At 60.0% G+C, this 13,871-nt stretch carries 12 protein-coding genes; 10 read left to right on the top strand and 2 right to left on the bottom strand.

Annotated elements, in window-relative coordinates; translation table 11 throughout:
* The 3 genes from ACR0I1_RS16740 to ACR0I1_RS16730 all read left to right on the top strand — a co-directional run bounded on the left by ACR0I1_RS16740 (nucleotide 1) and on the right by ACR0I1_RS16730 (nucleotide 1,610).
* Nucleotides 1–543, top strand: a complete 543-nt coding sequence (locus ACR0I1_RS16740) for a VOC family protein (RefSeq protein WP_480562532.1) — start codon at nucleotides 1–3, stop codon at nucleotides 541–543.
* Nucleotides 544–550: 7 nt separating this feature from the next.
* Nucleotides 551–1,189: a maleylacetoacetate isomerase gene (gene maiA, locus ACR0I1_RS16735; protein ID WP_480707367.1), complete on the top strand. Its 639-nt coding sequence runs from the start codon at nucleotides 551–553 to the stop codon at nucleotides 1,187–1,189.
* A gap of 88 nt (nucleotides 1,190–1,277) precedes the next feature.
* Nucleotides 1,278–1,610 (top strand): DOPA 4,5-dioxygenase family protein, encoded by a 333-nt coding sequence (locus ACR0I1_RS16730; protein WP_170802222.1) that lies wholly within the window; start codon nucleotides 1,278–1,280, stop codon nucleotides 1,608–1,610.
* Here the strand turns inward: ACR0I1_RS16730 and ACR0I1_RS16725 are convergent.
* Complete coding sequence (locus ACR0I1_RS16725) at nucleotides 1,607–3,235, bottom strand: acyl-CoA synthetase (RefSeq protein ID WP_480707366.1); 1,629 nt, start codon at nucleotides 3,233–3,235, stop codon at nucleotides 1,607–1,609. The two genes, ACR0I1_RS16730 and ACR0I1_RS16725, sit on opposite strands and share 4 nt — an antisense overlap.
* Before the next feature lie 221 nt (nucleotides 3,236–3,456).
* On the opposite strand from ACR0I1_RS16725, the gene ACR0I1_RS16720 reads away from it, so the two are divergent.
* Complete coding sequence (locus ACR0I1_RS16720; protein ID WP_480707365.1) at nucleotides 3,457–4,848, top strand: aminotransferase family protein; 1,392 nt, start codon at nucleotides 3,457–3,459, stop codon at nucleotides 4,846–4,848.
* Between the two features lie 241 nt (nucleotides 4,849–5,089).
* Nucleotides 5,090–5,515, top strand: coding sequence for a GFA family protein (locus tag ACR0I1_RS16715; RefSeq protein ID WP_223116959.1), 426 nt, complete (start codon nucleotides 5,090–5,092; stop codon nucleotides 5,513–5,515).
* Between the two features lie 170 nt (nucleotides 5,516–5,685).
* Here the strand turns inward: ACR0I1_RS16715 and ACR0I1_RS16710 are convergent, their stop codons facing one another.
* Nucleotides 5,686–6,246 (bottom strand): CHAP domain-containing protein, encoded by a 561-nt coding sequence (locus ACR0I1_RS16710; RefSeq protein WP_170392689.1) that lies wholly within the window; start codon nucleotides 6,244–6,246, stop codon nucleotides 5,686–5,688.
* 322 nt (nucleotides 6,247–6,568) lie between these two features.
* On the opposite strand from ACR0I1_RS16710, the gene ACR0I1_RS16705 reads away from it, so the two are divergent.
* From ACR0I1_RS16705 to ACR0I1_RS16685, 5 genes are all read left to right on the top strand, one after another.
* Entirely contained in the window at nucleotides 6,569–7,384 is an 816-nt protein-coding gene (locus tag ACR0I1_RS16705; RefSeq protein WP_480707364.1) for an ABC transporter substrate-binding protein, read from the top strand.
* 1 nt (nucleotide 7,385) lies between these two features.
* On the top strand, nucleotides 7,386–8,219 hold the full coding sequence (locus ACR0I1_RS16700; protein WP_010437538.1) for an amino acid ABC transporter permease: 834 nt from the start codon (nucleotides 7,386–7,388) through the stop codon (nucleotides 8,217–8,219).
* Entirely contained in the window at nucleotides 8,219–8,950 is a 732-nt protein-coding gene (locus ACR0I1_RS16695) for an amino acid ABC transporter ATP-binding protein (RefSeq protein ID WP_480707363.1), read from the top strand. The genes ACR0I1_RS16700 and ACR0I1_RS16695 overlap by 1 nt, the downstream gene beginning before the upstream one ends.
* Nucleotides 8,951–9,051: 101 nt before the next feature.
* Nucleotides 9,052–10,527, top strand: coding sequence for a Y-family DNA polymerase (locus tag ACR0I1_RS16690; protein WP_480707362.1), 1,476 nt, complete (start codon nucleotides 9,052–9,054; stop codon nucleotides 10,525–10,527).
* Nucleotides 10,524–13,871 carry an error-prone DNA polymerase gene (locus ACR0I1_RS16685; RefSeq protein WP_480707361.1) on the top strand — a complete coding sequence of 1,116 codons (3,348 nt, stop codon included), beginning with the start codon at nucleotides 10,524–10,526 and terminating at the stop codon, nucleotides 13,869–13,871. The genes ACR0I1_RS16690 and ACR0I1_RS16685 overlap by 4 nt, the downstream gene beginning before the upstream one ends.

Raw genomic sequence — 13,871 nt, 5'->3', positions numbered from 1 at the left:
ATGAAAATCGAACAGATTCACCACGTCGCCTATCGCTGCAAGGACGCGAAAGAGACCGTAGAATGGTATGGCAAGATGCTGAACATGGATTTCATTCTGGCGATTGCCGAAGACCATGTGCCTTCCACCCATGAACCTGATCCCTACATGCACCTGTTTCTGGATGCCGGAAATGGCAATGTGCTGGCGTTTTTTGAGCTGCCTACCAAGCCGGAAATGGGGCGCGATCCCAACACGCCGGTTTGGGTGCAGCACATCGCATTCAAGGTGAAGGACCGTGATGAGCTGATCGCATTCAAGGACCATCTCGAAGCCAACGGCGTCGAGGTTCTGGGTGTCACGGATCATTCGATCTTTCATTCGATCTATTTCTTCGATCCGAACGGTCACCGGGTGGAACTGGCTTGCCCCGACCCCGAGGAAGAGGCCATGCTGGCCCGGCTGGATTCGGTCAAATGGGATATGCTCGAAGAATGGTCGCGCACAAAACGAGCCCCTCAGCATGCCGACTGGCTGCATGCCAAGGAACTAAGCAAAGGCTAACCATCGTATGTCCGAAGTGGTTCTGTTTGATTACTGGCGTTCGTCCGCCAGTTACCGGGTGCGGATTGCACTGAATCTGGCTGGGATCACCTACCGCCCGGTCGTCGTGGATCTGGTGAACGGGGCGCATCGCGCCCCGGATCATTTGGACCGCAACCCGCAAGGTCTGGTCCCGGTGCTGGATATCGATGGGGTTCGGTTGACCCAATCGCTGGCGATCATCGATTATCTGGATGAGACCCGCGAACTGGGTCTGCTGCCAACCGATCCGGCCAAGCGAGCCGCGGCGCGGGCATTGGCGCACAGTATCGCGGTGGATATCCATCCGGTCTGCAATCTGTCGGTTGCCAAACATGCCACCGCGCTCAGCCAAGGTGCAGGCGACATGCCCGGCGACTGGATGCGTCACTTCATCCGGCCGGGTCTGCTCGCGTTTGAATCGCTGCTGGGCGGCTTTGATCAATCCCCGTTCTGCACCGGTGAAACGCCGGGCCTGGCCGATATCTGCCTGATCCCACAGCTTTATAATGCGCGCCGGTGGGAAGTTGATCTATCCGATATGCCACGCCTGACAGCACTCGAGGCCGTCTGCGCCGAGCATTCGGCCTTTGCCGCAGCCCATCCTGACCTGCACGCTCCGCTCTGAACCGGCGCACAGAGTCTGTGTGGCGGTGCGGGTGCACAAATCCTCGCGCCGTCCTTAGGTTTCTATGCAACGACAGATGGAGAACCCCATGCCCAAGATCACCGGCTACCACGCCCATGTCTATTTCGACGCCGACACTCAGGACACGGCACGGCAGGTCTGTGAAGAGGCCGCGCGTCTGTTTCCCGCTGTCCAGATGGGCCACATGCATGCGCGCAATGTTGGCCCGCATCCGCGATGGAGTTGCCAGCTGGGCTTTCCAGCCGAAGCCTTTGATCAGGTCTTTCCCTGGCTGATCCTGAACCGGCAAGGGCTGACCATTTTCACCCATCCAGAAACCGGCGATCACGTGGCTGATCACCGGGATCGCGCTATCTGGATGGGCGAGATGCTGCCGCTTGATTTGTCGATCTTCGATTAAGCCAATTCACGCGCCCGGTCGCGCAGGATGAACTTCTGAATCTTCCCCGTCGACGTCTTGGGCAACGCCCCAAACACAACCGTCTTGGGTGCTTTGAAATGGGCCATGTGATCCCGGCAGAAAGCGATGATCTCCGCCTCATTCGCCTCTGCCTGCGGTTTCAATTCAACAAATGCACACGGCGTTTCACCCCATTTCTCATCCGGGCGGGCCACCACCGCCGCCTCCATCACGGCCGGGTGTTTATAAAGCGTGTCTTCGACCTCAACGGATGAGATATTCTCGCCGCCCGAGATGATGATGTCCTTGGACCGATCCTTCAGCGCGATATAGCCATCCGGATGCATCACCCCCAGATCGCCCGAGGCAAACCACCCGCCTTTGAAGGCTTTGTCTGTCGCCTCAGCGTTCTTGAGATAGCCCTTCATGACAATGTTGCCCTGCATGAATATCTCACCCATGGTTTCGCCATCCGAAGGAACAGGCTCCATGGTTTCCGGGTCTGCAACCATCAAGCCAGACAATGCCACGTATTTCACACCCTGACGCACCTTGAGCGCGGCGCGGTCGTCTGCACCCTTGTCGTTCCATTCGTCCTTCCACGCGCAGACGACGGATGGACCATAAGTCTCGGTCAACCCATAAACATGGGTCACCTCGACACCCATCCCTTCCATCGCTTCGATCACCTTGGCCGGCGGTGGAGCGCCAGCGGTCATCGCCTTAATCTGCTGCGTGAAATCCTTGAGGTGATCCGGTGCATTGGCCAGCATGTTCAGCACGATCGGCGCGCCGCAGAAATGAGTTACGCCCTCTTCTCGGAAGGCGCGATAGATCGGTTCGTCCCGTACGGCGCGCAGGCAGACGGAGGTGCCCGCATTGGCCGCCATCGTCCACGGGAAACACCAGCCGTTGCAGTGGAACATCGGCAAGGTCCACAGATAGACCGAATGCTGCGGCATCCCCCATGTCAGAATGTTCGACGTTGCATTCAGCGCCGCGCCGCGGTGGTGATAGACTACACCTTTGGGGTTGCCGGTGGTGCCCGAAGTATAGTTCAGCGTGATCGCATCCCATTCATCTGCGGGCAAAGACCAGTCGAACTCTGGATCACCCTCGGCCAGCAGACCCTCATAGGTCAGATCTCCCAATCGCTCGCCACCGTCAAAACTGGCGTCTTCGATGTCGATCACCAGAATGTTGTGATCCACCTGCGCTAACGCCTGTTTCACGACGCCTGAAAACTCGGGATCGACCAGCAGAACCTTGGCTTCGGCATGGTTCAGAATGAAGGCGATGATCGGCGCATCCAACCGCGTGTTGATCGCGTTCAGCACCGCCCCTGCCATGGGCACGCCAAAATGCGCCTCATACAGCTCGGGGATATTGGCCGCGATGATCGAGACTGTATCGCCCACGCCTACGCCACGCGTAGTCAGCGCGCTGGCCAGACGTCGGCTCCGCGCATAGGTTTCTGCCCAGCTATACCGGCGCTCGCCATACACAACGGATGGGTAATCCGGATACACTGCCGCCGTCCGCTCAAGATAGCTCAGCGGAGACAACGGCGTGAAATTCGCCGGGGTTTTATCCAGATGTTGCTGGTAGATAGGTGTGGCTGTCATCCGGCGATCCTCCCAAACTCGTCAGATTGTCGTATTGAGCACAAAGTTTACGTCATAACAAACCCGTATTAATACGCGTTTGAGCTACACTGGAGATATCCTATGGGCTAATCTGGCCCTACTTCACGCGCACCATTCGCGTTGATCTGCAGTATCACGTCACTTTGCGCCCGCCGGGACCTACTGATTCCCCGCGCGCCCCACTTTTGAAAGGACATGTCATGGACGGCACGTTCAACGAAAACGATCTTTCCCGCGTCGTCGAAGCCGACCGCGCCCACCTCTGGCATCACCTGATCCAGCACAAGCCGTTTGAGACCAACGATCCCCGTATCATTGTCGAAGGCAAAGGCATGCGCGTGTGGGACCAAAAGGGCAAAGAGCACCTGGATGCCGTATCAGGCGGTGTCTGGACCGTGAACGTGGGCTATGGCCGCGAATCTATCTGTAAGGCGGTTTATGACCAGCTGATGAAGCTGTGCTACTTCGCCAACACCGCAGGCTCGATCCCCGGTTCGAATTTCGCGGAAATGCTGATCGACAAGATGCCGGGCATGAGCCGCGTGTACTACACCAACTCAGGTTCTGAGGCGAACGAGAAGGCGTTCAAGATGATCCGCCAGATCGCGCACAAGAAATATGGCGGCAAGAAAACCAAGATCCTGTATCGCGACCGCGACTATCACGGCTCCACCCTGGCGACCATGTCGGCAGGTGGTCAGGACGAGCGCACCGCACAATACGGTCCCTTTGCACCCGATTTCGTGCGCGTGCCTCACTGCATGGAGTACCGCAAGCACGAGCTGGACGGCGCACCGGAAGAGAACTTTGGCGAATGGGCTGCAGATCAGATCGAAGAGGTCATCCTGCGCGAAGGCCCCGACACCGTTGGCGCCCTGTGCCTTGAGCCCGTGACCGCAGGCGGTGGCGTCATCGAAGCGCCTGAAGGCTATTGGCCCCGCGTGCAGGAGATCTGTATGAAATACGACATCCTGCTGCACATTGACGAGGTTGTCTGCGGCGTAGGTCGGACCGGCACGTGGTTCGGCTATCAGCAGTACGGCATCAAGCCGGACTTCGTGACCATGGCCAAGGGCGTTGCCTCGGGTTATGCCGCGATCGCCTGCATGGTCACCACCGAGGAAGTCTTTGACATGTTCAAGGACGACGCGGCAGACCCGATGAACTATTTCCGTGATATCTCGACCTTTGGCGGCTGCACTGCCGGTCCGGCGGCAGCGGTTGAAAACATGCGCATCATTCAGGATGAAAACCTGCTGCAGAACTGCGTCGACATGGGTGATCGCATGATGGGCAACCTGCAGGCGCTGATGGAAAAGCACAAAGTCATCGGCGACGTGCGCGGCAAGGGTCTGTTCCTCGGCGCCGAGCTGGTAACCGATCGGACCACCAAGGATCCGATGGACGAAAAGCGCGTTCAGGCCGTTGTCGCAGATTGTATGGCGCAGGGCGTCATCATCGGTGCCACCAACCGCTCGATCCCCAGCCGCAACAACACGCTGTGCTTCTCACCGGCGCTGATCGCGACAGCGGACGACATCGATCAGATCACCGACGCCGTAGACGGCGCGCTGGGGCGTGTGTTCGGCTGATCTAGGCAACGAACTACCATTGAACCACATGAAACCCGCCAAATTTCGGCGGGTTTCTTTTCATGAGGACATCAGCCAAGCGTATGAGCTGATGCCAAAGATACTCAATTTTCATTCAAATGGCGGGAAAGAGTCCAAATTGGCCCTGAGCGCCGACGTTTTCTGCTGATGAAACGTCCCAAAATATCCATCTCAAAACTTACCTGCGTCCTATGTTTCAGGAGTTTGGGAGGGAAATCGAATGGCGACGCACGGGTATTGTCTGTGTAAAAGAACGAGCTGGGCCTACCAGGGCAGTCAAACATGGGCATGCTATTGCCACTGCGATGATTGCCGTCGGAATTGTGCCGCGCCGGTGGTTGCCTGGTTAGGCGTGCCGATAGAGAACTTTGAGTGGACCGGCGATAAACCCGGCACTTATGAAAGTTCCAAAGGCGTTTTCAGGCACTTTTGCGGGACGTGCGGATCACCTATTGGATTTGAAGCCGATCATTATCCGGGTGGTATGCACCTTTACGCAGCGTCGCTCGAAAACCCGGAAGATTTCAAACCGACTTTTCACGTCAACAAGCAAAGCAAATTGCCTTGGCTGCAAATGACTGATGATCTCGACGCGTTTGAAGGCACATTGCTACACACCCCTAACGACCCAGACGGATATCGTTAGATGAGGAAGCCACCTGGTTTTCAAGTGGCTGCTTTGCGCTGCCCTGCAGTCATTGATCATGTGTCAATGTAAACATACCCGCCACCGAACACACGCGCACGGATGACAGCGGCAGGTCGGACGCTCGGCTTCACCGTACCAGCTACCGGCCGGGGCGCGGAGAGCTCAGATTACTCACCAAAATTCGGATAGATAAACCCGTTCACCGGGTACGAACTGCCGTAACTGCCCGGCCGGCTTTCAACCCGGACAAGCGTCCAATCATTGTTTTTGGACACGTCCCTCACGCCCATCTGCAACGACACCTTATTCCGGAGCCAGTTTGCGTGGTTCACAATGACTTCCCGCTCGGTGACAATATCGGACACGACAGCCACATGTCCCAGGGGCATCCCTCTGGTGGCCCGAAACGACATCACCGCACCGACCTCCGGTTCATTACCCCGGTCAAATCCATTGCGGGCCTTGCCCCACCAATCCTTGGCATTGCCACGAATTTCGATGCCGCTGAGGTTGCGTGCGTAGGGCACGCACCACACCCTTTGTCCCAGCGCATGTTTTCTTGAGACCTCTTGCAACGCCATGGCCTGACGTTCGGGATCCAAGTCCACCTCATTCGGATTCTTAGCACAGGCCGAGATCAGACTGAAAAGTCCCAAAACAACGGCAATTCGCGCGACGCCGGGCAGGCGCGACCAGATCGTATCGGTATTGCGTGCGTTGTACTGCAAGAAGGTTCTTTGCCGGTTTGAGTGGTGAAGCAGTTTTAATAATATCTTTAGGAAAAAGAAAAGAGCCCAACTGTTCTCCGGCAGAATATTGCCAGTTCCTGCGCCGCATTCCGACCGTTGGCCGAGCGTGCGGTCACTGATGCAACAGGTTTCCTCACTGTGTCGTCCCTGGGATTCCTGGCAGGCGAAGAGACCGGCACAATGTCATCGGACACATGAACGCCAACCCGTCCTGCAGGTCGACGATCAAGCATCCGCTGGACAGTCGGGTTAGGCAGAATTACTTTGACCGCAACCCAATCCAACAGGAGGTTTGTATCGGATGTCCAAGACACTCTCGATCGCGGCAACTTCAATTCTGTTTTTGTCAACAGCAGCCTATGCACAAGACCAATGCGCTGCCGGCAAAACGCTGACAGACGGCAAATTCACCATCGCAACGGGCAACCCGGCCTACTATCCGTGGGTGATTGATGACGCGCCTGAAAGTGGCGAAGGGTTCGAGGCTGCTGTGGCTTACGCCGTCGCCGAAGAAATGGGGTTCGCGGCCGATGATGTGGTCTGGGTCCGATCCTCGTTCGATGAGGCGATCCAACCCGGCGCCAAGGAATTTGACGTCAACATGCAGCAATACTCGATCACGCCCGAACGGGATCAGGTGGTCGATTTCTCTACCCCTTACTACACCGCCCCGATGGCAGTTCTGGTCAGCCCCAATTCGACCGACACTGCCCCGACGCTTGAAGCGCTGAAAGGTTTGCAATGGGGGGCCGTTGGCTCGACCACGGCGGTGCCAAAACTGGCCAGCATCATCCAACCTGACAGTGATCCGCTGCTTTATGGTGACAATGCTGACGTTAACGCCGCCATGTCGGCCAACCAGATTGATGCGGCCCTGTTCGATCTGCCCACCGCCCTGTTCCTCAGCGCGGTGATGATCGAAGGCTCAAAGGTCATCGGTCAGTTCCCGGCGGATGAAAATGACAATCCGGATCATTTCGGCATGCTGATGGAAGAAGGCAACCCTCTGAAAGCCTGCGTGGACGAGGCGCTGGCGGCACTCGCAGCTAACGGCAAACTGGCCGAAATCGAAGCCGTATGGCTGCAGGACACCACTGGTGTCCCTCTGATCAAGTAACATGGCAGATCATAAGGCGGCGGGGATGACCCGCCGCGAACGGTACGAGGCGCACCAACGACGCAGGTCGTTGGTGATCGCCACGATAAGCACGGTCACAGTTGTGGCCGCGATTTACTTTCTGGTGCCGCTGGCTCCTGGCTGGTCGAAGGTTCAGCAGAGCTTTTTTAACGGCGAGACGCTTGTCAAAACCTTCCCGAAACTGCTTGAGGCGTTTCGGATCAACGTGATGATCTTTTTGTGGTCCGCACCGGCGATCGCCGTGCTTGGCCTGTTGATTGCCTTGGCGCGGGATGCCAAATCACCTGCCCTGTTTCCGCTGCGCATCTTTGGCGCGGCGTTCACCGACATTTTCCGCGGCGTGCCAGTGATCCTGACGGTCTATCTGATCGGCTTCGGCATTCCGGGGCTCGGCCTGCCGCGCCCGTGGAATTCGCCTTACATATGGGGCTCGCTGGCGCTGATCCTGACTTACTCGGCCTATGTGGCTGAAATCTTCCGCTCAGGCATCGACAGCGTCCACCACAGCCAGCGCGCCGCCGCATTATCGCTGGGTCTGTCGGAACGGCAGGTGATGCGCGACGTGGTGCTGCCGCAGGCGATCCGCAACGTGGTGCCCTCACAGATGAACATGCTGATTGCGCTGCAAAAGGATGTCTCGCTGCTCAGCTTTATCGGCCCGGTCGAAATCTTCCGTCAGGCCGGGGTGTTCAAATCGCTGCTGGCGAATTTCACCCCTTATGTGGGGGCTGCGATCATCTTCCTGATCGTCACCATCCCCGCCACCCGCTACGCCGATCACCTGATGGCCCGCCAAATGCGAGAGAGGCGCTGATGCCCAAACTGGAACTTCAGGGCGTGGTGAAACGCTTTGGCGACCGCACGGTCTGTGACGGGATCAACCTGACCGTGGATGAGGGCCAGATGGTCTGCCTGATCGGCGCATCCGGGTCGGGCAAATCCACCCTGCTGCGCTGCATCAACCTGCTGGAACCCATCGAAGACGGCGCAATCTTTCTGGATGGCGAGGATATCTCGATCCCTGGTCTCAACCCGCAATCGGTGCGCGCCCGGATCGGGATCGTGTTCCAAAGCTTTAACCTGTTCCCGCATATGACCGCGCTTGAGAATGTCATGCTCGCACCTCGCCGGGTGCGTGGACTGACCCGCGCCGAATTGCAGCCCGAGGTCGAGGCGCTGTTCGCCCGGTTCGGGCTGTCCGATCGGATGCATAATTACCCTGACCAATTGTCGGGCGGTCAGCAGCAGCGTGTCGCCATCGTGCGCGCCTTGGCCATGCAGCCTGAGGTCATGCTGTTTGATGAGATCACCTCGGCCCTCGATCCCCAACTTGTGGGCGAGGTGCTGGATGTTCTGCTGATGCTGAAGAAACAGGGCATGACGATGGTGATGGCCACGCATGAAATGGGCTTTGCCCGCGAGGCCGCCGACAAGATCTGTTTCCTCGACAGCGGTCGGATCATTGAAGAAGGCCCGCCCGAAGCGGTGTTCGACCACCCTTCGCACCAGACCACGCAGGCCTTTCTGGCGCGGGCGCTGAAGTAAGCGCGCGGGCTCTGAATTCCTGACGATCTGGCCCTCAAGGACTCGACTCTTTGAGGGTCAAGAACATATAAGAACAAATGTAGAACATTTGGGGGTTTTATATGTTCGGCGGGATGCAGCGCCGCATCGTTTCACTCTGGTTTCCCCGGCTGGCAAGCGACCGGGCTTTGCGTGTGCGCCCGGCGGATGGGCCGTTTGTTCTGACGCTGAAACAGAACAATGCAAACCGGGTGTATTGCCTGAATGTGCAGGCCCAGCGGCAAGGCCTGCACAGCGGCATGCCCTATTCCGATGCCCGCGCCTTTTGCCCCGATCTGCAAAGCCATCCTGCCGACCCGCAAGGAGATCAACGGTTTCTGCACGCCCTGCGCCGCTGGGCCACGCGCTATTGCCCCTGGGTCGGGCTCGAGGGTGAGGATGGGCTGGTTCTGGACATCACCGGATCGGCGCATCTTGCGGGCGGGGAAGAGATGATGCTGACCGACATGCGCAGGCGTCTGGCCCGGGCCGGGCTGGCGGTGCAGATCGGTCTGGCCCCGACACGCGGCGCGGCCTGGGCTTTGGCCCATTATGGCGAAGGGGTTGCGACCCAGGATACGCTGAAGGCCATCCGCGCCCTGCCGGTGGCAGCGCTGCGGCTGGATGAGGATACCTCGGTCGCGCTGCAACGGTTGGGCCTGCGCCGGATTGGCGAGCTGGCGCAAACCCCGCGCGCACCGCTGACACGCCGCTTTGGCCCCGAGGTGCTGATGCGGCTGGATCAGGCGCTGGGGGATCAACCCGAACAGATTACCCCGCTGGCCGACCCGCCCCATTACGGCGTGCGCATGACCCTGCCCGAGCCCATTGGGCTGTTGTCCGACATGATGGCCGGGGCGGAACGGCTGCTGGAACGGCTCTGCGACAAGCTGAAAGCGCAGGAAATGGGCGCGCGCAAGCTGTGCATCACCTTGCGCCGGGTGGATCAGGACCACCAGCAGGTCGAACTGCGGCTGGCCCGCCCTCTGCGTGATCCATATCGCATCCTGCCCCTGTTCGAGCGTGGATTGACCGAGGTGGATGCAGGCTTTGGCGTCGATCAACTGCGGCTGGAGGCTACGCTGGTGGAACCCCTGCCGGTGCGCCAGATCAGCCGCGCCGCAAGCCGGGGCAAAGATCAACTGGATGACCTGATCACCCGCATCGGCACCCGGATCGGGTTGGATCAGATCCACCGCCTGCTGCCCGCGCAAAGCCACATCCCCGAACGCAGCTTTATCATCTCGCCCGCCGCCTATTCCGACCCCGCGGGTGGGTGGGTCGCCCTGCGCCCGCGCCCCCTGCAGCTGTTTCCGCCGGAACCCATCGCCGGATCAGGCCCGCACCCGCCGCGCCGCTTTCGCTGGCGGCGCATGTCGCTGACCACAGGCCGCTCAACCGGCCCCGAACGCATCTGCCCCGAATGGTGGCTCGAGGATGAGAACTGGCGCACGGGCTTGCGCGATTACTGGCAGGTTGAAACGCGGCAGGGGCGGCGATTGTGGCTGTATTACACGCCGCAGAATCCGGGATGGTTCGTGCATGGGGAATTCGCATGAGCAAACCGAACCCGCCCAGCTCACACGCGCAGGACCCCGGCTATGCCGAGTTGTGCGTGACCACAAATTTCACCTTCCTGACCGGAGCCTCGCACCCAGAAGAGCTGGTAACCCGCGCGGCAGAGCTGGGCCTGAAAGCCATCGCGATCACCGACCGAAACTCTCTGGCTGGGGTGGTCCGGGGCTGGAACGCGTTGAAAGAGCTGCGGCGCGAGGCGGAAGGCGCGGTTCAAATCCGCTCGCAACACCGGCTCGATTCCTCATCCCGGCAAGAGGTCGGGCATGTGCACCCGATCGACAAACCGGACGTACCCGCCCTGCCCAAGCTGATCGTTGGCTGCCGTCTGGTTCTGCGCGACAGCGCGGTGCACTGGCTGGCCCTGCCCCGCGACCGCGCCGCCTATCAGCGGCTGACCCGGTTGCTGACGCTGGGCAAGCGACGGGCCGAGAAAGGCGACTGTCATCTGGATTTGAAAGACATGCTGGCGGCCTGTCAGGGGATGATCCTGATTGCGCTGCCTCAGGCAGGGTTGAAACAGGCCATCCCCGATATTCAGACCGTCCGGCGGCAATTCCCCAATGCGGTGTTTCTGGGGGCCGTGCCGCGTTATGACGGCAGTGACCGGGCCTATCTGGCGGCCTGTGCGCAGGCGGCGCTGCGGGCCTCGGCCCCCATGGTGGCGGTGGGCGATGTGCTGATGCACCGTGGCAACCGCCGCCAACTGGCCGATGTGCTGACCTGCATGCGCGAACACATCACGATTGACCAGATCGGTACCCGCGCCCTGCCCAATGCCGAGCGGCGGCTGAAAGGCTACGCGGATATGGCCCGGCTGTTTCAGGACCACCCCGGCGCGCTGCGCCGCACGCTGGAAATCGCCGACCGCTGCAGCTTTGACCTGAGCGAGCTGTCTTATGAATACCCCGACGAGATCGCCAGTACCGAGACCCCGCTGGCGCGACTGGAACGTCTGGCGCGCGAGGGGTTGAAACGGCGCTATCCGGGTGGCCCGCCCGAGCGTGCGCTGCAATTGATGCAGAAAGAGCTGGCGCTGGTCGCGGATCTTGATTTCCCGGCCTATTTCCTGACCGTGCATGACATTGTGCAATTCGCCCGCTCGCAGGGGATTCTGTGTCAGGGGCGCGGATCAGCCGCCAATTCGATCCTGTGTTATCTGCTGGGCATCACCGATGTCAGCCCCGACATGATCGCCATGGTGTTCGAGCGTTTTGTCTCGAAATACCGGGGTGAGCCGCCGGATATCGATGTGGATTTCGAACACGAGCGGCGCGAAGAGGTGATCCAATGGATTTACGAGCAATATGGCCGCCACCGCGCGGGCCTCTGTGCCACGGTCATCCATTTCCGATCCCGCGCGGCAATCCGCGAGGTGGGCAAGGTGATGGGCCTGTCTCAGGACGTGACCGCGGGCCTGTCCGGCCAGATCTGGGGGATGAGCAATGGCGGCGTTGATGCCGAGCGGCTGCAGGAACTGGGCCTCGACCTCAAAGACCGGCGCCTGATGCAGACGGTTCGCCTGATTGGCGAGATCATCGGCTTCCCGCGCCATCTGTCGCAGCATGTGGGTGGGTTCGTCATCACCAAAGGGCGGCTGGATGAGCTATGCCCGATCGAAAACGCCGCGATGGAAGACCGCACCGTGATCGAATGGGACAAGGATGACATCGACGCGCTTGGCATTCTGAAGGTGGATATATTGGGGCTAGGGATGCTCAGTTGCATCCGCAAGGCGTTTGACCTGATGCAACAGCACAACAGCGAAACCCTCAGCATCGCGACCGTCCCGCAAGAGGACGTGGCGACCTATGACATGCTGTGTGCCGCTGATGCGGTGGGCGTGTTTCAGGTCGAAAGCCGGGCACAAATGAATTTCCTGCCCCGGATGAGGCCGCGCGAATTCTACGATCTGGTGATCGAGGTTGCCATCGTCCGCCCCGGCCCTATCCAGGGCGATATGGTGCAGCCCTATATCCGGCGGCGCAACGGGCTGGAAAAGTCCGAACCCTTCGGCCCTGCCTTGGAAGAGGTGACGCGGCGCACGCTGGGCGTGCCGCTGTTTCAGGAACAGGCCCTGCAAATCGCCGTGGTTGGTGCAGGGTTTTCGGCGGAAGAGGCGGATCACCTGCGCCGCTCGCTGGCCTCATTCCGGCGCATGGGGACCATTGGCACTTATCGCGACAAGTTCATCGCAGGGATGCTGAACAATGGCTATACGCCCGAAGTCGCCGACCGCTGCTTTGGCCAGATCGAAGGCTTTGCCGATTACGGCTTTCCCGAAAGCCACGCAGCGGCTTTTGCCATGCTGGCCTATGTCTCGGCCTGGATGAAATGCCACCACCCGGCGATCTTTGCCTGCGCGCTGCTGAATTCGCAGCCCATGGGGTTTTACGCGCCTGCCCAAATCGTGCGCGACGCGCGCGAGCATGGGGTCGAGATCCGCCCAGTCTGCGTAAACGCCTCGACCTGGGACAATCTGCTGGAACGTCGTGCTGACGGGGCGCTGGCCCTGCGGCTGGGCTTTCGCCAGATCAAAGGGTTCAAGCAGGAGGACGCAGATTGGATCGTGGCTGCGCGGGGCAATGGCTATCCGGACCCCGAAACGCTGTGGCTGCGCGCAGGGCTGCGCCCGGATGTTCTGACCCGTCTGGCCGAGGCGGATGCGTTCTCCGGCATGGACCTGACCCGGCGCGACGCCCTGTGGCATGTCAAAGCCATCCGCAGCCGAACCGCCCTGCCGCTGTTCAATGACCCCATCGATGGCGAGAGCATCAACGAGCCGCAGGTCAACCTGCCGGTGATGCATCTGGGCGAGGAGGTTGTCGAAGACTACGTCTCGACCCGTCTGACCCTACGCTCGCACCCGATGGAGCTGTTGCGCCCGTCCCTGCCCGGCCTTGTGCCGCATGCCACGCTGCAGGACATCCCGCTGGGCCGCTACAGCGTCTGCGGGTTGGTGATTACGCGCCAGCGACCGGGAACTGCCTCGGGCGTGATCTTTCTGACGCTCGAGGATGAAACCGGGGTCAGCAATGTGGTTGTCTGGCCCAAGGTCTATGAACGCTTTCGCCGCATCGTGATGGGCGGGCGGTTGCTGCAGGTCCGCGGGTATCTGCAGCGCGAGGGGATCGTCGTGCATCTGATCGCGCAGGAAATCACCGATATGTCGCATAAACTGTCCGAGCTTGGGCATCCGCTGGACGAGGCCATCGGCATCACCCAACCGCAAGCGGATGACACCCCGCGCCCCCGGCAGAACGGCCCAAGCGCGCGCCATCCGCGCGAACAGGCCAAGCGGCTGTTCCCAAGCCGGGATTTTCACTAG

It is taken from the genome of Ruegeria sp. B11 (assembly GCF_056539785.1).
Note: the sequence above shows the minus strand (reverse complement) of the source record. Positions and strands in the feature narration are given on the sequence as shown.

What these genes read in the sequence shown, in the direction of transcription:
- ACR0I1_RS16725 (WP_480707366.1), bottom strand. Translation starts at nt 3,235, where the DNA reads ATGACAGCCACACCTATCTACCAGCAACATCTGGATAAAACCCCGGCG.
- ACR0I1_RS16695 (WP_480707363.1), top strand. Translation starts at nt 8,219, where the DNA reads ATGCCCAAACTGGAACTTCAGGGCGTGGTGAAACGCTTTGGCGACCGC.
- ACR0I1_RS16715 (WP_223116959.1), top strand. Translation starts at nt 5,090, where the DNA reads ATGGCGACGCACGGGTATTGTCTGTGTAAAAGAACGAGCTGGGCCTAC.
- maiA (WP_480707367.1), top strand. Translation starts at nt 551, where the DNA reads ATGTCCGAAGTGGTTCTGTTTGATTACTGGCGTTCGTCCGCCAGTTAC.
- ACR0I1_RS16690 (WP_480707362.1), top strand. Translation starts at nt 9,052, where the DNA reads ATGTTCGGCGGGATGCAGCGCCGCATCGTTTCACTCTGGTTTCCCCGG.
- ACR0I1_RS16730 (WP_170802222.1), top strand. Translation starts at nt 1,278, where the DNA reads ATGCCCAAGATCACCGGCTACCACGCCCATGTCTATTTCGACGCCGAC.
- ACR0I1_RS16685 (WP_480707361.1), top strand. Translation starts at nt 10,524, where the DNA reads ATGAGCAAACCGAACCCGCCCAGCTCACACGCGCAGGACCCCGGCTAT.
- ACR0I1_RS16705 (WP_480707364.1), top strand. Translation starts at nt 6,569, where the DNA reads ATGTCCAAGACACTCTCGATCGCGGCAACTTCAATTCTGTTTTTGTCA.
- ACR0I1_RS16720 (WP_480707365.1), top strand. Translation starts at nt 3,457, where the DNA reads ATGGACGGCACGTTCAACGAAAACGATCTTTCCCGCGTCGTCGAAGCC.
- ACR0I1_RS16700 (WP_010437538.1), top strand. Translation starts at nt 7,386, where the DNA reads ATGGCAGATCATAAGGCGGCGGGGATGACCCGCCGCGAACGGTACGAG.
- ACR0I1_RS16740 (WP_480562532.1), top strand. Translation starts at nt 1, where the DNA reads ATGAAAATCGAACAGATTCACCACGTCGCCTATCGCTGCAAGGACGCG.